The 19,113-nt window shown below is 37.0% G+C and carries 20 protein-coding genes; 10 read left to right on the top strand and 10 right to left on the bottom strand.

Going from position 1 to position 19,113, the window contains the following annotated elements; genetic code table 11:
- Window positions 1-92 precede the first annotated feature (92 nt).
- The 9 genes from KMHG_RS10620 (at window position 93) to KMHG_RS10580 (ending at window position 10,897) form a co-directional block, all read left to right on the top strand.
- A complete protein-coding gene (locus KMHG_RS10620; RefSeq protein ID WP_010289409.1) occupies window positions 93-962 on the top strand; it encodes a LysR family transcriptional regulator in 870 nt (289 codons plus the stop codon).
- Window positions 963-979: 17 nt separating this feature from the next.
- The gene (locus tag KMHG_RS10615) at window positions 980-1,924 is read left to right on the top strand and encodes a LysR family transcriptional regulator (RefSeq protein WP_010289407.1); all 945 of its coding nucleotides are present in this window, start codon (window positions 980-982) and stop codon (window positions 1,922-1,924) included.
- A gap of 202 nt (window positions 1,925-2,126) precedes the next feature.
- Window positions 2,127-3,623, top strand: coding sequence for a succinyl-CoA:acetate CoA-transferase ScpC (scpC, locus tag KMHG_RS10610; protein ID WP_010289406.1), 1,497 nt, complete (start codon window positions 2,127-2,129; stop codon window positions 3,621-3,623).
- 341 nt (window positions 3,624-3,964) lie between these two features.
- Entirely contained in the window at window positions 3,965-5,131 is a 1,167-nt protein-coding gene (locus KMHG_RS10605; protein ID WP_010289405.1) for an RNA-guided endonuclease InsQ/TnpB family protein, read from the top strand.
- Between the two features lie 151 nt (window positions 5,132-5,282).
- Complete coding sequence (locus KMHG_RS10600; RefSeq protein WP_010289403.1) at window positions 5,283-6,005, top strand: hypothetical protein; 723 nt, start codon at window positions 5,283-5,285, stop codon at window positions 6,003-6,005.
- 81 nt (window positions 6,006-6,086) lie between these two features.
- On the top strand, window positions 6,087-6,455 hold the full coding sequence (locus KMHG_RS10595) for a hypothetical protein (protein WP_010289401.1): 369 nt from the start codon (window positions 6,087-6,089) through the stop codon (window positions 6,453-6,455).
- Window positions 6,456-6,888: 433 nt separating this feature from the next.
- Complete coding sequence (locus KMHG_RS10590) at window positions 6,889-7,230, top strand: hypothetical protein (RefSeq protein WP_010289400.1); 342 nt, start codon at window positions 6,889-6,891, stop codon at window positions 7,228-7,230.
- Window positions 7,231-7,361: 131 nt separating this feature from the next.
- A complete protein-coding gene (locus tag KMHG_RS10585) occupies window positions 7,362-10,070 on the top strand; it encodes an ATP-binding protein (RefSeq protein ID WP_010289398.1) in 2,709 nt (902 codons plus the stop codon).
- Window positions 10,070-10,897 carry a CheR family methyltransferase gene (locus tag KMHG_RS10580; protein ID WP_010289397.1) on the top strand — a complete coding sequence of 276 codons (828 nt, stop codon included), beginning with the start codon at window positions 10,070-10,072 and terminating at the stop codon, window positions 10,895-10,897. Before KMHG_RS10585 ends, KMHG_RS10580 begins: the two co-directional genes overlap by 1 nt.
- A gap of 39 nt (window positions 10,898-10,936) precedes the next feature.
- Here the strand turns inward: KMHG_RS10580 and KMHG_RS10575 are convergent, their stop codons facing one another.
- The 7 genes from KMHG_RS10575 to KMHG_RS10545 form a co-directional block, all read right to left on the bottom strand.
- Window positions 10,937-12,070, bottom strand: coding sequence for a SpoIIE family protein phosphatase (locus tag KMHG_RS10575; RefSeq protein ID WP_010289396.1), 1,134 nt, complete (start codon window positions 12,068-12,070; stop codon window positions 10,937-10,939).
- A 445-nt stretch (window positions 12,071-12,515) separates the two neighbouring features.
- On the bottom strand, window positions 12,516-13,142 hold the full coding sequence (locus KMHG_RS10570) for a nitroreductase family protein (protein ID WP_010289395.1): 627 nt from the start codon (window positions 13,140-13,142) through the stop codon (window positions 12,516-12,518).
- A 155-nt stretch (window positions 13,143-13,297) separates the two neighbouring features.
- Window positions 13,298-13,726, bottom strand: coding sequence for a ribbon-helix-helix domain-containing protein (locus tag KMHG_RS10565; RefSeq protein WP_010289393.1), 429 nt, complete (start codon window positions 13,724-13,726; stop codon window positions 13,298-13,300).
- Between the two features lie 9 nt (window positions 13,727-13,735).
- Complete coding sequence (locus tag KMHG_RS19590; protein WP_238984690.1) at window positions 13,736-13,912, bottom strand: acyl-CoA thioesterase; 177 nt, start codon at window positions 13,910-13,912, stop codon at window positions 13,736-13,738.
- Window positions 13,839-14,138 (bottom strand): acyl-CoA thioesterase, encoded by a 300-nt coding sequence (locus KMHG_RS10555; RefSeq protein WP_010289392.1) that lies wholly within the window; start codon window positions 14,136-14,138, stop codon window positions 13,839-13,841. The genes KMHG_RS19590 and KMHG_RS10555 overlap by 74 nt, the downstream gene beginning before the upstream one ends.
- Before the next feature lie 10 nt (window positions 14,139-14,148).
- A complete protein-coding gene (locus KMHG_RS10550; RefSeq protein WP_010289390.1) occupies window positions 14,149-14,613 on the bottom strand; it encodes a tetratricopeptide repeat protein in 465 nt (154 codons plus the stop codon).
- A 106-nt stretch (window positions 14,614-14,719) separates the two neighbouring features.
- Complete coding sequence (locus tag KMHG_RS10545; RefSeq protein ID WP_010289388.1) at window positions 14,720-15,334, bottom strand: HAD family hydrolase; 615 nt, start codon at window positions 15,332-15,334, stop codon at window positions 14,720-14,722.
- 87 nt (window positions 15,335-15,421) lie between these two features.
- Between KMHG_RS10545 and KMHG_RS10540 the strand changes: the two genes are divergently transcribed.
- Window positions 15,422-15,748, top strand: a complete 327-nt coding sequence (locus tag KMHG_RS10540; protein WP_010289385.1) for a four-helix bundle copper-binding protein — start codon at window positions 15,422-15,424, stop codon at window positions 15,746-15,748.
- Here the strand turns inward: KMHG_RS10540 and KMHG_RS10535 are convergent.
- From KMHG_RS10535 to KMHG_RS17770, 3 genes are all read right to left on the bottom strand, one after another.
- Window positions 15,745-16,362: a nitroreductase family protein gene (locus KMHG_RS10535; protein ID WP_010289384.1), complete on the bottom strand. Its 618-nt coding sequence runs from the start codon at window positions 16,360-16,362 to the stop codon at window positions 15,745-15,747. The two genes, KMHG_RS10540 and KMHG_RS10535, sit on opposite strands and share 4 nt — an antisense overlap.
- 509 nt (window positions 16,363-16,871) lie before the next feature.
- Window positions 16,872-17,726, bottom strand: a complete 855-nt coding sequence (phaZ, locus tag KMHG_RS10530) for an intracellular short-chain-length polyhydroxyalkanoate depolymerase (RefSeq protein ID WP_010289382.1) — start codon at window positions 17,724-17,726, stop codon at window positions 16,872-16,874.
- 61 nt (window positions 17,727-17,787) lie between these two features.
- Window positions 17,788-19,107 carry an MFS transporter gene (locus tag KMHG_RS17770; RefSeq protein WP_010289381.1) on the bottom strand — a complete coding sequence of 440 codons (1,320 nt, stop codon included), beginning with the start codon at window positions 19,105-19,107 and terminating at the stop codon, window positions 17,788-17,790.
- Window positions 19,108-19,113 lie beyond the last annotated feature (6 nt).

Below are 19,113 nucleotides of genomic sequence, written 5' to 3'. Positions count from 1 at the left end.
TCTAAATTTTACATTCTGGATAATTATTAGTAAAATTCATATAAAGAATATTTTTTATATCTATCAGTTATAAATAAATGGAGGTGTCAAATTTGGATTTACGCTCGATTGAATTGTTTATGGCAGTTGCAGAATATGGTAGTTTTACACGTGCAGCGGAAAAAACGTTCGTCACGCAGCCTTATTTAAGTAAAGTCGTCAAACAATTAGAAGAAGAATTAAATGTCACATTATTTAATCGTACGACACGTAAATTGGAGCTGACCGACGCAGGTAGAATCGTCATTGAGCAAGGACGCCTAGCGCTCAAGCCACTCCAAGATATGCCAAACTTACTCGATGAATTGCAAGATTTACGAAAAGGTGAAATTATGCTCGGTATTCCACCTGTTATCGGCACGCTCATTTTTCCGTCTATGGCCCAAAAATTCCACCGCGTCTTTCCAGATGTGACACTTCGCCTCGTTGAATTAGGCGCCAAACATATTTTGACGCTCGCTGAAGATGAAAAAATTGATATTGGCTTTACGGTTAAACCGTTTACAGAAGACCATTTTCACGTAAAGCCGTACTTTGTCGATGAGTTTATGATTTATTTATCACAAAATCACCCTCTTGCAAATCGCGATAGAATAAAAGTTTCCGAATTAGCACAAGATAAATTTATTTTATTTACAAACGATTTTACATTACATGATACGGTCATTAATTTATGCGCAAAAAATGGCTTTTCACCGCATATCGCTTATGAATCTTCACAGTGGGATTTAATGGTCGAATTAATTGCGCTCAATATGGGCATTGCCATTTTGCCAAAATCTATTTTTGAAAAGCATAACAATCCACACGTCAAAATGCTGTCAATTGATGAAGAAGAACCGTATTTATGGGAAATTGCGATGATCACAAAAAAAGATCGCTACTTATCGTATGCGACCCGCGCTTTTTTAAATATGTTTTAAAGAAAGGAGTTCAAGCATTGGAATTACGACAACTAGAATACTTCATGGTCTTAAGTGAAGAGCTTCATTTTACACGTGCAGCGCAACGACTTCACATTGCACAACCGACATTAAGCCAACAAATTAAAGTACTTGAGCAAACGATTGGTGTGTTGTTATTCAATCGTCTCGGCAAAAAAATTACATTATCGAAAGCAGGCGAAATTTTATACGCTCAATGCCAACAAATTTTCGCAACGCTTGAACAAACGAAAAGCCAATTACAAGCGCTCGATCAACAAGATCACGAACAACTACGTATTGGTGCAATGCCTGGTGCAATTTACGATCTCATTTCATTGAGCGTCTTGCATTATATTGAACAATTTCAACCTGCACCTGCAAAAGTGTTAGCCCACTCACATGTGACGACATTATTAGAAGATGATGAAGTCGATATTGCTTTTTCTTATCATGAAGACAATCGCATCAATGGGCAATTTGTTGAAATTCCACTATATAATGAAATGTTTTTATTCGTAACGCATCGCAGTCATCCATTACTTCAACGAGAAACACTTTGTTTGGAAGACATTGCAACAGAACCGCTAGCGCTTTTCCCGGAATCACATGATAGCCGTAAACTATTAACGCAAGCATTCAAAGGAAAAACGCCCGATTTGCAAGTCATTTTAGAAACAGAAAATACACATGCGTTGCTTCATTTTTTAGAACAACGTCTCGGTAGTACGATTATGTTGCGCTCTCTTTATGCACAATTACGCAATCCATACATAGAAGCAAGACCGATTTATGGTGATGCCGTCAAAGAAGTCGTCCTCATTATTCCTAAAAAAGAAAAACTGCCGTATGCCGTCAAAGAATATTTACCGATGTTCGAGCGATTTTTAATCACAAAAGGCATCGAGGCAAAAGACCGTATGTCACTACTTTTACTAAGTAATGATAGTTTCTCGCTATAATAGTCATAGAAATTATCAGTTGGATATTTTTTCCTTAAAAGTTATATACTTATACCAACAACTAGAGATGAACATCTTGTAGCTAAAAAAGGCGCAAGTTGCCCCCTAACAACTTTGCGTCATTTTTTCTGTCACAGTTTTACCTAATCATGTTATGAATGCAACAAAAAATACACATTCACAATCGAGGAGGCAACACTTAATGAAAGAACGTATTAGATTAAAATCTCTTGAAGATAAAATCGTTTCAGCAGAAGAAGCAGCATCATGGTTCGAAGATGGTATGGTTGTCGGTATGAGTGGCTTTGGCCGCGCAAGCGACGCAAAGGAAATTCCGTTAGCACTTGTAGAGCGTGCGAAAAAAGAACCTTTTAAACTAGATGTTTATACTGGCGCTTCATTAGGACCCGAAGTAGATCACTACATGGTAGAGGCAGGCATTATTCGTAAACGTGGCCCTTACCAAGCAGAAAAATTAATGCGTAATGCGGTCAACAGTGGCATCGTCTTATATTCAGATATGCACTTATCACATAACGCAGAATTAGTGCGCAACGGCGTTATTGGACCATTTGATTTTGTGATCATCGAAGCTTCAGCGATTACAGAGGACGGTCTCATCATTCCAACGAACTCTGTCGGTAACTCACCGATTTACGCACAATATGCGAAGAAAGTTTTAGTCGAGTTAAATACGGCACAACCTGACTTAGAAGGTTGCCACGACATTTACGTTCCTGAAAAAGCTGGTAAAGGTCGCCGTCAACCGATTCCAATCGTTGATACAGCAGATCGTATCGGTGAAAAAGGTATTCGTGTCGATATCGATAAAATCGCAGGTATCGTACATTCAGAACTACGCGATGCGCCGGCATTAATCGTTGAGCCAGATGCTGAAACACAAGTAATAGCTGATCATTTACTTGATTTCTTAAAAGGTGAAATCACATCAGGCCGTCTTGAAGAACTACCCGTTATTCAATCAGGTGTTGGTTCTGTCGCAAATGCTGTATTAAATGGCTTCCTTGCTTCTGATTTTGAAAATATTGAATTATACTCTGAAGTGCTACAAGATGCTGTGTTTGATTTAATTGATGCAGGTAAAGTAAACATCGCTTCTGGTACATCGATTACATTATCAGAGCGCTATTTAGATAAGGTTTATAACAATTTTGAAAACTATGCGGACAAAGTCGTATTACGTCCACAAGAAATTTCAAACCACCCTGAAGTTATTCGTCGACTCGGTCTTGTATGCATCAATACAGCACTCGAAGCTGACATTTACGGTAACGTCAACTCGACGCACGTGTTCGGTACACAAATGATGAACGGTATCGGTGGTTCAGGTGATTACGCACGTAATGCACGTATCGGTATTTTCGTCACAAAATCATCTGCGAAAAACGGTACACTTTCATCAATCGTGCCAATGGTGTCACACGTTGACCATACAGAACACGATGTAGATGTACTTGTAACAGAACAAGGTGTTGCAGACTTACGTGGCCTTGCACCGAAAGAACGCGTAAAAGCGATCATCGATAACTGCGCACATCCAAACTTCAAAGAAAAATTATGGGATTACTACAACCGTGCTGCAGAAGAAACAAATCACGCACAAACACCGCATCTTTTAGATGAAGCATTCTCTTGGCATATTGAATATGCCAATACGAAAAAATCAGTGAAATCATAATAAGAAACACCGAATGGTAGCAGTCATTCGGTGTTTTATTTATTTGATAATAACTATCCTCCTGCATAAAATAATGTTTACGAAAATTAATGTTGGATTTCTAATTATTTTCGTAAATATGCATCAACTTAAAAACAAAGAAATATCCTAAGCTCAGATGATTAAAAAATTACTATTAATATTTACCATTTAATACTTTTCACTATATTTTACACATTTATCCATATTATAATAAACCTATAGAGAAAAGGAGTAATAAAACAGTAGACAAAAAAATAGACAAATGGGTATATATGTATAAGATGCTATCTCGTTAAAATCAGGTGAAAGGATGATAAGAAATGAAGCGGGCTTATAAGCTGGAAATCAAACCAACTGACCGGCAACGTGAAAAACTTATCAGAACTTTTGGTGTATGTCGCTATGTCTACAACATGTATATTGCAACGAATATAACTGCTTATAAAGAAGGCAGAAAATTCATGAGTGGTTATGACTTCTCGAAGTGGTTAAACAATATTCACACGAAACAAAATCAACAAGATTTGTGGATTAAATCCGTATCAAGTAAAGCTGTGAAGCAGGCGATTATGAATGCTGAACGTGCTTACAAAAACTTTTTCAAAGGGCTGAGTAAACATCCTCGTTTTAAGAAGAAAGCCAGGCAAGATGTGAAAGCTTATTTCCCTAAGAATGGGAAAGGTGATTTTTCGCTAAAACGCCACCAAATTAAAATTCCTACAATTGGTTGGGTAACGCTAAAGGAATTTAACTATTTACCTCAAGACGCAATTATCAAAAGCGGTACAGTATCACAAAAAGCTGACCGATTCTATATTTCAGTATTATGCGAAATGCCTGACTGCATAAAACAAACGCCTGAATCAGAAGGCATCGGTATTGATTTAGGGATCAAAGATTTTGCCATGATGAGTAACGGTAAGGTTTATGAAAATATCAATAAAACAGATAAAGTAAGAAAGCTTGAAAAACGATTAAAACAAGCTCAACGAAAATTGAGTAGAAGCTATGAACAAAATAAATTAAAAAAGGCAGGTGAAAACTGCTACTTTAACAATCGACAAAAACAAATTTGTCGCGTACAAAAGTTACATCAGCGTCTAGCAAATATTCGAGAAAACTACCAGAAGCACATTGTGAATGACTTGGTGAAAACCAAACCAGCATTCATTGCATTAGAAGATCTAAATGTGCGCGGTATGATGAAAAACAGACACTTATCAAAAGCGATTGCACAGCAAGGTTTCTTCAATTTTAGAACGAAGTTGCAAATGAAGTGCGAAGCATATGGCATTGAATTGCGTCTTGTGAATCGCTTTTATCCGAGTTCTAAATTGTGTAGTGTATGCGGTCATAAGAAAGTAGATTTAACATTGAAAGATAGAATTTACGAATGTGTAAATTGTCATCAAGTGTTGGACCGAGATTTAAACGCTGCCATGAATTTAAAACAAGCTACACAATATGAATTGTTAGTGTCAGTTTAAATGAATATAGTACGGTGGGCTACATCGGAATTGAAGCCTGTGGAGAGTGATACGAAACGTTAGTAGGGAGCAAGTGCCGAGGACGCATTCTGAGAAGCAGGAAAAAGCTAGATGTATACTTTTGTATATGTTTTTAGTAGCAGTGATGAGGATGCGTTTAAATTCAGAGGATTTTGTTCGTTTTCAAAAAGTCATCGGAGAGTTTGCAACAAATGATATTGAACAAATTTTTATCGATGCTGAAATTATTTACCCCGCAGTTTATGCGAAGTTAACATACATTTCAAATGGCGAAGTCAAAACTCCTGTACGTGATCGTGCTTATTACGACGTACTCGAACAGCTTCAAAAAGAAATTCAAAAGCGTACAGAAAAAAATGAGCATGACGTCTTTTTACTAGCGGTAAAAGATCCGAATGATGGACACTGGGACGTTACGTTTGAAAAAGATTTCCCCCCTGGCCGCTTCGGGGACATTGCACGTTTAAATCGTTTAGAAGAAAAAGTTGTTCGTATTGCGAAAACGCATACTCATGCTCACGGTGTACTTTATCGTGAATTACAACATAAAGACGAAAAATATTTAAATGGTCATCATTACTTTACAAATGCACGTGGTGAACGTGAATTCTATTACGATACGGTGTACAACACGCCGACAGAATGGGTAGAATCTACGTTCACACAAATTTTAAAGCAATTTCATGAGCAATCTGTCAAATGCTACGGTCAAGAGTGGACTGCCATTAATGTGATTTTCCACCACGATCAACATTATGCGATTGAATATGTTCAAGAAGATTTAAATGCTTCAACGTATGAAGAACGTCAACAGAAATGGAAAGAACGTTTTATTGCGACAACACAACGTTAAAATCAAACATCGTCATAAAGCTCTGCGGTCACAAAAAACTGTAGAGCTTTTATGATGCATTAAACGTAGGAGGATATGGCCGTGAAAAAATCATTTTTCTTCATATTTATATTTACATTACTATTAGCTGCTTGTAGCTCTTCAACACCGAGCCTTACAGAAGTGAAAAATGTACCGCATGAAGTTGAATCAAACATACATGCTGAGGAAACGTTACAACAAATCCATGCCGGCAACGATACGTACATCGTCTTACAATCTGCGAAAGCCGTTTCTGCAAAATTGACGTTAGATGAAAATGTATTAAATATTAACTTTCAACAGACAGGTCAAGAAAATAAACAACGACAAATTTATGTGTATCAATTAAATCGCGGTAACGCTACCTACGACACAATGAATGTTTTCATTAACGGTAAGGCAACACCATTTGATAATATTAGTATGTAAACACTACTTTAAGCAATTTACAATGAGGTCAGTCATTTGAAAAAACTAGGAATAATTGTTTGGATTATCTTATTATGTTGCGTCATACTATATAGCTTCTATCTTGCTGGTTATTCAACAGCACCTATTTTTAAATACGCGCTAGTCATCGGGTTGTTTTTTTGGACGATAGAATTGATCGTTCAATTTATATACTATATACGCACGAAGCTAAAAAAACGTCGTAGCAATAAGTAGGAATAGACACTTCTTTCGATAACGACACAACAGTGATCATTCTTTTTCTCTAAGAAGGATGTTAGAAAATTCTCCATACTAGAACGCGTCACCTTTTATAATCATTTAAAACAATGTACAAATTTCGCCATATTCAATCGTTTTACACATTGTCGGTAATGTTATAATAGAAATAGTTATAAGGAGGCTTCACTGAATGAAAAAGTTATTATCAGTAGCAGTATTAGGCTCTGCCCTATTTTTAGGTGCTTGCGGTCACTCAGATGGCGAATATGAATTAGTAAAAGACACTGTCGTTCGCGGCATGCAGCAATATACAGTTGAAACAAAAATGGATAAAAAAGAAGACATTGAAAAATTGGTTGAAGAACTTGAAGAAAAATCACTCAAATCAAATACACGACCCGATTCAATGTGGATCAATGTCCAAACGAAACACGGACGTGTTGTAGCGAAAGTAAAAGAAGCATATACATTAACAGGTATGAACCAAACTGGTTTACGTGAAAAAAATAAACCAGATATCCAAATGCAATAATAAATAAGGGAAACCGTTACGAAGCGGTTTCTCTTTTTTTATATGAAGTGTCAATAGTTGCGTTTTCATTTTAGATATGTTTCACTTACAATGGTATATTTTATCAAATTTATAGAAAGGTTGAGAAGACTGTGAAATTTAATATTCGGTCAAAAATAACAAGTGGTTATGTCTCGCTTATTATATGCTTGATCGTGGCGGTCAGCATTATTAGTACGCAAATATCATCACTACAGGCTGAGCGTAATAATCTCATTACAAATAATTCACAAGTCCAAACGCTAATTAGCTCGTTAGAAAAAAATATGTTGAATATGAACCGTTCACAACGCGGTTATTTAATCACCGGGAAAACGAACTATTTAGACCCTTATCATGAAGCCGTAACGACATGGGAAGATAACTGGAACGAATTATATACGTTAATGAAAAAACATCCAGATCAGCAACAGCGCTTACGTACAGTAAGTCATCATATTAATACATGGATAGAAATTGCCGGAGAACCTTCTATTTCGTTAAAACGTAATAACGATTCTGTAGGTATTAAAAAATTCTACAGTGAAGAAGTAGGGCAATCTGAAGTCCAATCGACACTGAAAACACTTAAAGAAATTCGAGACAATGAAGCTACATATTTAAAAGCAGAAGCACAACGATTAGATAGTGTAAATAATAAAATCTTCTATACATTAGGCGCATTTTTATTTATTTCTGGTTTAGTAGCCATGTTCTTCTCACGTTTTATTTCAAAATCAATTACACGTGCTATTACGCGTACGACAGCAGCCATTCGTCATACAACAAATGAAAAAGGCGCGTTAAAAACACGTATTCCCGTCACATCAAATGATGAAATTCGTGATTTAACAATCGCTACAAATAAATTGTTAGATTCAATTGAATCACGTGAATGGTTACAAGAAAATACCGCAGAAACGGTCAAAAGTTATCAAGGTATTACGTCTATTCAAGAACTTGCTTCTTTATTCTTAACACAAGTGGCAAACGTGACAAAATCAACTTATGGTGCACTTTACATTCAACCAGATAATGAAGTAGATGTTTATGAGCGATTTGCTTCTTATGCGCTAACAGAAAATACCGTTGCACGTCGTTCATTTAAACTCGGTGAAGGGCTCATCGGTCAATGTGCAAAAGAAGGCCGTATGATGCGTTTAGAAAATCTAGACGACTATCAACTCATTTCTACAGGACTAGGTGATATCGCACCGAAAGACGTACTCATTATACCGATTACTTTTGAAGGGCAAACAATCGCTGTATTAGAAATTGCGAGCGTAGATGCTTACAGAAGTCTCGACATGAAATTCTTATCAGAAGTAGTCGATACACTCGGCTTAACGATTAACAGTGTATTAACACGTATGAAAGTTGTCCGTTTATTAAACGAATCACGTACGATGAGTGAAGAACTACAAGCACAATCTGAAGAATTGCAAACGCAATCTGAAGAATTACAAGCACAAACAGAAGAACTGACAAATATTAACGAACAACTTGAAGAGCGTACACGCGAAGCGGAAGAAAAAACGGCTGAACTCGAAATTACGAAAGCCGATCTCGAACGTAATGCAGAAGAGCTTATTCAAAGTTCAAAATATAAATCAGAATTCTTAGCGAATATGTCTCATGAATTGCGTACACCACTGAACAGTATTTTGATTTTATCTGAAATGCTTGGTGACAATATGAATGGGGTGCTTGGCGATGAGGAAGTCGAGTTTGCGAAAGTCATTAACTCTTCTGGTAAAGATTTATTAAGTTTAATTAATGACGTACTCGACTTATCGAAAGTAGAAGCAGGTAAACTCGAAATGTTATTTGAAGAAGTCAATATCGATGAATTACCGCTTTATTTAACACAATCATTCTCACACTTTGGCACAAAAAATAATGTCGAATTTAACGTCTATAAAGATGATGACGTCGGCGATATTTTCTATACCGACCAAAAACGTTTCCAACAAATTTTGAAAAACCTATTATCAAATGCATTTAAATTTACCGATGAAGGTGAAGTTTCTGTGCATATTACAACACCAACAGTAACAGATAAGCAATTAAGTTTATCTGATAACTGGATTCAAATCGCTGTAAAAGATACAGGTATCGGTATTCCGAAAGAAAAACACGATATGATTTTCGAGTCATTCCAACAAGCAGATGGTGCAACCGTTCGCAAATACGGTGGTACAGGCTTAGGATTATCAATTTGTAAAGAGTTTGCTGCGCTATTAGGTGGTACAATTACATTACAAAGTGAAGAAGGCAAAGGTAGTACGTTTACGCTCACATTACCAAGCTTACCAACCGGTAAACCTTCTACATTCGAAAAACCGAAAGCGCCAAAACAAAAAGAAAAACCAGATGCAGATATGACAACGCTAGCAATCGAAGCGGAACCACCTGCACTGCTTATGAAGCAAGATGAGCGCTTTAAAAACAAACGTGTTTTAATTGTCGATGACGACGAACGCAACATTTTCGCACTGGAAAAAACGCTCACGCAACAAGGCATGATCGTGAATAGTGTCAAAAACGGCGTCGAATGCTTAACGTATATGCAGGGACACGATGATATCGATATTATTTTAATGGATATTATGATGCCCGAACTAGACGGCTATGACACGATGAAAATTTTACGTGAAGAAATGAACGTTACTTTACCGATTATTGCGTTAACAGCGAAAGCGATGAAATCGGATCGTGAAAAATGTATCGCAGCGGGCGCTTCTGATTACATCAGCAAACCGCTTAACTTAGAACAATTATTCTCTGTATTACGTGTTTGGTTAGCGACCGAGGTGATTTAATGGATCGAACATCAATTGAAGCATTAGAAATTGAACTTTTATTAGAAGCTGTGTATCAACTAACATCATATGATTTTAGAGATTACAACCGTTCGTCGATTACGAGACGCGTACACAATCGTATGGCGCTAGAGCATTTACCGACAATTTCTCGTTTAACCGAAAAAATCATCTATCATCAAGAAACTAGAAGTCAGCTACTTAATGATTTTTCGATTAATGTAACGGAAATGTTTCGTGATCCATCTTTCTTCAAAGTGCTTCGCGAAAATATTTTACCGAGATTTCAACATTATGATGAAATTCGCATTTGGCATGCGGGCTGTGCAAGTGGCGAGGAAGTATTTTCAATGGCAATTTTGCTAACGGAGCTAGGAATGATTAATAAAACAACATTATACGCAACAGATATGAATGAAAATATTTTGGAGCGTGCCCGTTCAGCAAAATTCCCGATTCAAAAAATGCAGACGTATACAAAAAACTATATGCTTGCAGGAGGCGATCAAGCATTTTCGGAATATTACTATACCGATAATCATTTCGCCTATATTCAACCTGCGTTATTAGAACGTATTAGTTTTGCCCAGCACAACCTCGTGACAGACCAATCTTTCAACGCCTTTCACTTAATTATTTGCCGTAACGTACTCATTTATTTTTCGCCCAAATTACAAAATAAAGTGTACAACTTATTCCATGAAAGTTTAATGCGCGGTGGATTTTTAGGGCTTGGCGATAAAGAATCGATGCGTTTTTCAGAAATCATGCCAAAATTTGAAGAGACGATACCATCGGAAAAGATATACCAAAAAATTTACGAATAAAAAAAGGAGTTTCGCATTTGCGAAACTCCTTTTTTTATATTATTTAGCTTGAATAACGACCATACACATATCGTCTGGTTGGTTTTCTTGTTGTTCTTTCGGTACGACATAATCTAACACTGGACGGTCTAGCGTAAGCGTTTGCGAACTTAGTTCATCCATTCTTTTTTCAGCTTCAAATTCATCTGGATGCATTGCTTCTAACACACCATCTGTAAACATGATCAATTGTGCCGTCGTATCGTAGTGAATTGTTTCAGATGTCACATCGATATCATCGAAGAAACCGATGGCACATGCATTGTTTGATAAATGAACAAGTTCTTGATCATTTAACCATGCATAGCCATTCGGGTGACCTGCATTCACATATTCAATCGTTTTTTTATCTGTATCGACAAGCATGTAAATGCCTGTGAAGTAGTACGGAATTTTTTCTTTATCAGTATGCAATAACGCCATATAACGATTCAATTCCGTCATGACTTCTGCAGGTTTTACAAATTTATTCACACTCTCTCTGAGCACAGAAGAAATAAACATACATACGAGTGACGCCGAAATACCATGCCCCATCATATCAAATAACATAATGGCATAGCGATTATTATCGATTTTGTCCCAGTAATACATATCCCCTGCTAAATTAAAAGAAGGCTTATAAGAAACATGCACTGATAAATCATCGTTTTCAAACGGCTCACTTAATAAACTGCATTGTACGTGCGCAGCTAGATTTAGTTCGTTCTCAATTTTAGATTCATGAATAACGTGCCAATCCAACTCTTTCTTTAATCGTAGAGCAACTTCCATTCGTGCTAGTAATTCTGTTTTATCAATCGGTTTCGTTATGTAATCATTCCCGCCTGCTCCGAGCGCTTCTGATAACTTTTTCTTATCATCTAAAGCAGTGGTGAACAAAATTTGAATATTTTTAAAACGCTCATCTTTACGAATTTTACGACAGGCTGTGATACCGTCAATTTCTGGCATCATAATATCTAATAAGATTAAATCTACATCCGATTCATGCGTCGGTACGTCGATTTTAATATAATCATATAAAGCTTGCGCCGAAGTAAGGGAGACGCAATCATCATACCCTGCACTTTTTAAAATCTTCTCCATGACGAATAAATTCACATGATTGTCATCTACTAGTAGGATTGTCATCGTATCCCTCCCATTCTTTTTTAGTATACCAAATGTAGCTCAAATAAACCTTAATGCAATTCACCTATTATTCTTATCTATATACAGTAAATTAGACGTCTATTCATACTTTTATAATTTATATCGACAGAAATCATGAGACGTTAAAATGTTTTTAAGAAAAATAGTTTTACTTTTCTGGATATTACGTTATAGCGATTTTTGATTTTAATATGAACAGTTGCTTTGACTAAAAAAGACTACGCGTGTCACATTATTTTCTACACACTATTATTAAAAGACTTAGTAGACGACACTATATCGTCTACTATGAGCGAAAAAAGGTTTATTTTAGAAGCTACCATACTTTTATACCCACATATTATTATTTTAATAAATTTTTTACAAAAAATATTTTAAGCGCATATAAAAAAGAGATGTGATATTCACACCTCTTTCGCTCTTGTTAGATAAAACGTGTTAATTCTTTTACGTCTATACGTGATGAACCGTAAGCTTCCGCTGCTGCTTCACCAATTGAGATTAATAAGATTGGGAATTCATTTTCTGGTACGTCGAATGCTTCAGCAAATTGTTGTTTATTGAAGCCACCCATTGGTACAGTATCATAGCCCATATCTTTTGCTAATAACATGATTTGCATTGAGATTAAACCAGCATCAAATTGAATAACATTTGTTAATGCTTCGTCTGATAAACCACCGTATAATTTTTCACTGTTTTTAATCATGTTGTCGGCTACTTCACGTGACATGAAGCCTTGCTCATATGAAGCGTTGTAAATGTCTTCCGCTTTTTCGTACATTTTTTTATCACCTAATACAGCGATCGTTGCAGAAGATTGTACGATTTGCTCTTGATTGAAAGCGATTGGTAATAATTTTTGTTTTGCTGCTTCATCTTGAATGACCATAAAACGCCAAGGTTGCATGTTGCTTGATGATGGTGCAGATGTAGCTTGTTCTAATAAATATAATAATTTTTCTTGAGGAATAACGACGCCCTCTTTATATTTACGGACCGATTTACGGTCGTGCATAATTTTTTCTAAAGCTGTTTGCGTTTCAATCATTGTAATCCTTCTTTCATTTACATAAATTAATAAAAAAATATTTTTTTCATATTTAGTTGTTAAATACGAGATAATTATACATGGTTTACTATGTATTAGGAATCATTTTGCTCAAAACAAAAAAACGTATCGAAAGATCGACACGTTTTCGCCTATTATTTGTATTTTTCAAGTGCCTCTTTCAAAGCGATTTCTACAAAATCTGCCAAACGCACATGATTTTCTTCCGCATATGTCTTTACACGCGCGGCCAAATCTTGATCGATGTAAAACGTTTTGCTTTTACGATTGTCCGAAGAAAGAGAGGCTACCGCTTCATCAATTTGCGTCGGTGCTTCCGCTGGCTGATCCTTTTTAGCGACAAGCGCTTTTAACGCACTAATTTCATCGGCTGTAAATGTTTCGTCTGATACTGGCGGTGACCATTTTTCCGTCACTTCATCATATGAGAACCCTGCAGACATTAGAGCTTCATCAATTTCTTTTTTCTTCACCGTTACATCTTGTGCCTTTAAGGCCTTTTTAATCGCTTTCGTTGACTTTCCTGATAATGCGGCTTGTACGAGTTTTTCATGTAAATCCATACGATCACCTCATGATTTAGATTGTGCTGCGATAATTTTTTCATGTACAGGAATCGCTTTACGCGCCTTTAAATCAAACATCACACTGACAATTGTTGCTTCCACAAGTTTTTCATTCGCTTGATTGTAAATGACTTGGTGCAACGTAAAGCTTTTCGTCCCGACGCGCGCTAGTTTCGTTCGAATGACGAGTTGGTCTCCGAGTCGCGCTTCTTTTTTTAAAATCTGTCTCTAAATGTACGACAGCTGTCCCGACTTGTTGTTCTTCAATTAATGTACGAACAGGCATCCCAATGCCGTTGTACCAAGTATGACGTGCTTGCTCTAAATAATAAATGTAACGTACGTGATTCATATGCCCGTTTTGGTCTGTATCAGAACCGAGCACTTCTAACGATAAATCAATTATCATGTTTCCACCTCTACTCTTTCTGCATCACTTTGGCAACATCTGCTAACATCGCACGACTATAAAGCTGTACATCTTGGTCATTTGAAGCGGCGACATACGCATGAACGAGTAATGCCGTCGCTTCTGCATATAATTTCAAATCATAATACACAAGCGCTAAAAATGGTGGCAGTGCGTGATATTCTGGGAAACGTTCTCTTCCTTTTTCTAATATGCATCGCGCTTCTTCATGACGACCAATCGCACGATAACATCTACCTAATCCAATATAGACACCTACTTCATCAAAGCCGAGTGATAATGCCTTTTCATAAAAAGGGATAGCTACTGACGGTTGACCGAGCTTATCATCACAACAACCGATGCGGTAATAGGCTTGTGCATCATCGGGCACTTGTTCTATTATGTGCATCAATTGCTTTTTCGCTTCTTCGTAGTTACCTGCTTGCCATAGACGCATTGCTAAATCCCACATCTTGTATTCCCCCTTTATTTCAACATAGTGCTCTTATTCCCCATTTTATATAGCTTCATGCTTACCAATAAAAAAAACAGAGCTACATGCTCGTAGCTCTGACTTGTTAGACAATATTTAAAATATCGAGCGCTTCTGATAATACATATTGTGTATCAATACCTTCTGTTTCATGCGCGCCCCATAAAGCCAATGCAAACATCACTTTGGCATCTCGCGCACATGCATAATCGTAAATACTATCACCTATGTAAAGCACATCGTCTACGGTCGTTCCTAATCGTTCAATACATAAACGCAATGGCGCTGGATCTGGTTTCGGTCGGTCAGTATCGTCCGCCGTAATCATCACATCGAAATATTTATTAATGCCAAATGGCGTGAACTCATGTTGCAATTGTTGACGTGTTTTAGACGTGACAATGCCGAGCTTTTTCCCTTTTGATTTTAATGCTTTTAACACATCAGTAATGCCGTAAAAGAGCGCCACTTCATCTAAGTAAGCTTCAATCGCTTTTCCCCATTCGAGATACGCGGCGTCAACATCTTTAACACCGAGTCGGTTTAAAGCCTCTTTTCCTGGCACTCCAAAAATGACGCGCAAATCATCTAATGAATATTGTTGACCATGTTGTGCTAGCACTTGCTTTAACGCTTTCAACTGCGCACGTTCTGTATCTAGTAATGTACCATCAACATCAAATATAATTGTATCTTTCATATGTAATCACCCCTGTTAGCTCTATACCCTTTTTGTTTCATTTCAGAACAGAAGGGAACAGTTTTTTAACGACAAAGGAGGCTTTTTATGCATATTGAAACTTGTATCGGAGAATGTGTCACGACAGCCAAAATCGCCAATCGTTGCTTTGATTTATGTTTAGCAGAACAACATAATATGGCGGACTGTATTAGATTAACGAGCGAATGTAGTACGTTTTGTCATACGACAGCGAGTGCTTTAGAACGTAATAGCCCTTTTATAAAAGAAATGTGTACGTTATGCGCACAAATTTGCGAGGCATGTGCAACCGTTTGCGAGCAATACGCAGACATGCATGAGCATTGCAAAAAATGCGCGGAGGCGTGCACGCGTTGCCAAGAAGTTTGCGAATTAATGGCAGCTGCTATTTAACGGAAGCTAACAAACTCACTTACAGGACGACGGTATCCACGAATGCGTGGGTGCGTCGTTTTTTCTTTTCCAAGGGCAATCATAAACACTGGAATTTCTTCTTCGGGCAACTGCAAGGCAGCACGCACTAATTTATCATCGAAACTTACTGGACATGTATCCCAACCACTATTTTTCGCCGCAAGCATAAATTGCATCGCTGACAATGATGCGTTACGAATGGCATCAAAATGCTGGAATGATTCACCGCGTGATTCATAATACGTTTTCGTCGTTTTAATTTCTTCGGCTAATTCTTGAGATGATAGAATACCTAATTTTACAGCACCGACATTTAACGCTTCTGTATCGAGGTACGCTTTCGTATTAGCTGTCAAGACGATGACGGCAGAGGCTGTGCCTACTTTATATTGACCGCCACTTGCAATTTTAAGACGCTCTTTTAACTTTTGATCTTCTAATGCGACATAATATTTTGCTGGTTGTAAGTTAAAAGCAGATGGCGTTAATTTTGTCTCATCAAAAATTGTTTTGAGTTCACATTCGCTAATGTTCACTTCTACATCAAAATTAACAGCAGAATGACGTGCTTTTACTAATGCTTCAAATTCCATAGTCCTCATCCTATTCGTTTACATAATTTTTCATTACTTAATTACTTTTCGTAACTAAATATAATTTATATAGTACTATAAGTCAATTGAAAATATGACTTATGATTTACTTTTTGATAAACGTAATAAATAATTACATTTTACTACATCATTTTTTAACTATATTATGTATCAAATCATTAATATGTATTTTAAGATTGAAAAGTGCAAATTATATTTAAAATTATTAACTTTTCTGAAAATTAAAGTTTCATTTTAGAGTAATTGGGAATACATATACTAGTAAGAATACTTACTTCTTACCCATGTTATATTCTCCCTAACGATGTAAAAGACACGGTGTTCCCCAGGCACCGTGTCTTTTACGTACGTTAACAAGAACATATGTTCCCTTTATAAGCAAAAAAACACTCCCCTCATTGGGTGAGAGAAGCGTAAGCGATTTATACAGAATCTGTACTTGATTATCATAGCATAAATTTGATACAGATTCACCACAAAAGTGATTTTTATTCGATAAATTTTTCAATACCTTCTGTTAATAAAGGTAATTGGTCTACCATTGGCGCATGTCCACAGTCTTTTAATTTCAAAACTTGTGCTCTTCCACCAAAATCTGTAATAATCTCTTCTGTCATTTCTTTTGATACAACGTAATCACGATCACCGTATACGACGAGAACCGGCACTTGAATATCATCAATTTCATCGACAATATTAAACGTATGCAATGCATAGTACACTTCCCCAAGATTCCGTTGCTGCATAACGGCACGAATGTATTGACCGTATCGATGGCTATCTGGTTTGTTGTGTGTATACATTGTCTGATCAAGCACAGCTTGTACACCGATAAAGTTATTCATCATTTGCATCGCTTCAAATGATTTTGTCACGATGTCATGTTGAATTTCTTCAATCGTTTCCGCCACGCGTTGATGACTTTGTAAAAAGAATGGGTATCCACGCGTCGACGCAGAAGAAATGAGTACGCATTTTTCAATACGTTCTCCTACATTATCGATACACATATCCATCGCTACTGCGCCACCCATTGACCATCCCACAACGATGACATGTTTTAAATCGAGAATTTCCAACCATTCTTCAACGTCATGACTATAATCTTCAATCCGTTCTGCTGGACATTCATAAGATGAGTCCCCAAACCCTCTTAAGTCTACTGCATAAATCGTATATTTTGGATCTAACGCTTCCATCAATGTATCCCAATAAATAGATGATGATGTATTTCCGTGAATCAGCAAAATCGTTTGCTTCGATGTGCCATCTCCATCGCGTTTACGATATGCTAATGTTTCCCCGTTTTCTAACGTTACTTTTTCAACCGTTTCTAGTCCCAAAACGTTTCCTCCTATATAATTGAATTAATTGCCAATTATATTATACCCTATACCTATAAATCTACTCATGTAAACGCGGCGTCATCGCAAGTTGCAATAAACGTCGTGGCATTAAGATAAATGTAAGGATTATTAAACAACAGCCACTAACGCCAAACAATATGACTGGTGAGACGATATCAAAAAGAACACCGTATAACAACGTACCAGCAGGCATCATCGCCATTGCCATCATTTCAAGTAAACCAAAAACGCGCCCACGATAACCTTCCTCAATTGTTTGTTGGAACCATACCCCCATTGGCATATTCGTAATAATGATAAATGCGCCAAACAATAACATCAACACAGCATAGTAACTAACGTTGAACGTATAAACATAAGATGTCATCAATGGAATGACCATGAAGATCATCAGACTACTAAGCCCAAACAGCCCTATTTTAGAAACAGCGAGTGGATTTTGAAACTTTTTACGTGTAGCCATATAAGCAGACATTATAATCGTGCCAATCGCAATACAACTTTCAATCCAGCCGATATGTTTCGGCAATATCGCTAATTTTTCTAAAAAGATGAAGTTGCTACCAACTGAAAAACTAGAGAAGAAAAAGTTGATAAGCGTCACCATAATAAATACTTTCCGCAACGCTTCATTCCGTTGTACGTAAGCCCAGCCATCTTTTAAACTTTGCATCATTGACGTATTTTCTTCCTCTGCAACATGTGACTGGTGATATAGCGTGAAATGCATCGTCATATCTAAAATCACTTCTACCATCATCGTCACGAGCATGATAATGAAAAATACTTCGAATGACGCAAACCCGAACAATATCCCTCCGACAATCGGTCCCCCAATAGAAGCAACAGACGTCATCATTTGATTGAGCGACATCGCACGCTGTATGCGCTCTTCATCTACTAAATTCGGAATCGCTGCAGTAAATCCGATACTAATTAATGCACCGAACAATTGGAAAAATATAGTCGTTACATAGAGTACTGGTAATGATAGCCCGATAATAGACGTATACGCCAATACAACAGCGAGCGTCAGCACAATCCCAATTTGAGCTCCGACGACGAGCACTTTTTTCGACATACGATCTGCTAATACCCCAGCTATCGGCGACATTACTACACGCGGCACAATACTCAATATTAAGTTAATCGCAAAAGCAAGCGCTGAGCCGGTATGCGCTAAAATATACATCGATACGGCAAATGAATAAACAGTTGTTCCGAGTGTCGATACCATTTTACTGACAACGAACGTGTACATATTATATGAGGCACGTTTTAGTTTTTGCTGTTCTGTCACACTACCACCTTCTTTTTGTTTAATTTTATTAAACTTAATATACATCTTTTTAGACATATGCGC

This window comes from Kurthia massiliensis, assembly GCF_000285555.1.
In the GTDB taxonomy this organism is placed as follows: domain Bacteria; phylum Bacillota; class Bacilli; order Bacillales_A; family Planococcaceae; genus Kurthia; species Kurthia massiliensis.
Note: the sequence above shows the minus strand (reverse complement) of the source record. Positions and strands in the feature narration are given on the sequence as shown.